Source organism: Actinospica durhamensis (genome assembly GCF_018139695.1).
GTDB lineage: Bacteria > Actinomycetota > Actinomycetes > Streptomycetales > Catenulisporaceae > Actinospica > Actinospica durhamensis.
The window spans coordinates 1-409 of the sequence record NZ_JAGSOG010000831.1 but is presented as its reverse complement, the minus strand read 5'-3'; the positions used below and the strand labels follow the sequence as shown (position 1 = coordinate 409).

The 409-nt window shown below is 62.3% G+C and carries 1 protein-coding gene; it reads left to right on the top strand.

From position 1 onward, the window contains the following. Nucleotides 1–409: spermine/spermidine synthase domain-containing protein (locus KDL01_RS42435; RefSeq protein WP_498038014.1), on the top strand; the 409-nt coding region annotated here is incomplete at both ends.

Below are 409 nucleotides of genomic sequence, written 5' to 3'. Positions count from 1 at the left end.
CAGCAACAACTGGTACATCGAACACTTCGAGCGCACCGGCTCGGCCATCGGCTACCGCATCACCGGCAAGCTGGACGAGGTGCAGTCGCCGTTCCAGAAGATCGAGATCTTCCAGACCACCGACTGGGGCAACCTGATGACCATCGACGGGGCCATCATGCTGACCAGCAAGGACAACTTCTTCTACCACGAGATGATCAGCCACCCGGTGCTGTTCACCCATGCCGCACCCAAGCGCGTGGTGATCATCGGTGGCGGCGACTGCGGCACCCTGCGCGAAGTGCTCAAGCACAAGGGCGTGGAGAGCGTGACCCAGTGCGACATCGACGAGCAAGTCACCGTGATGGCGCGCAAGCACTTCCCGGAACTGTGCGACTCCAACGACGACGCCCGCGCCGAGCTGCTGTTC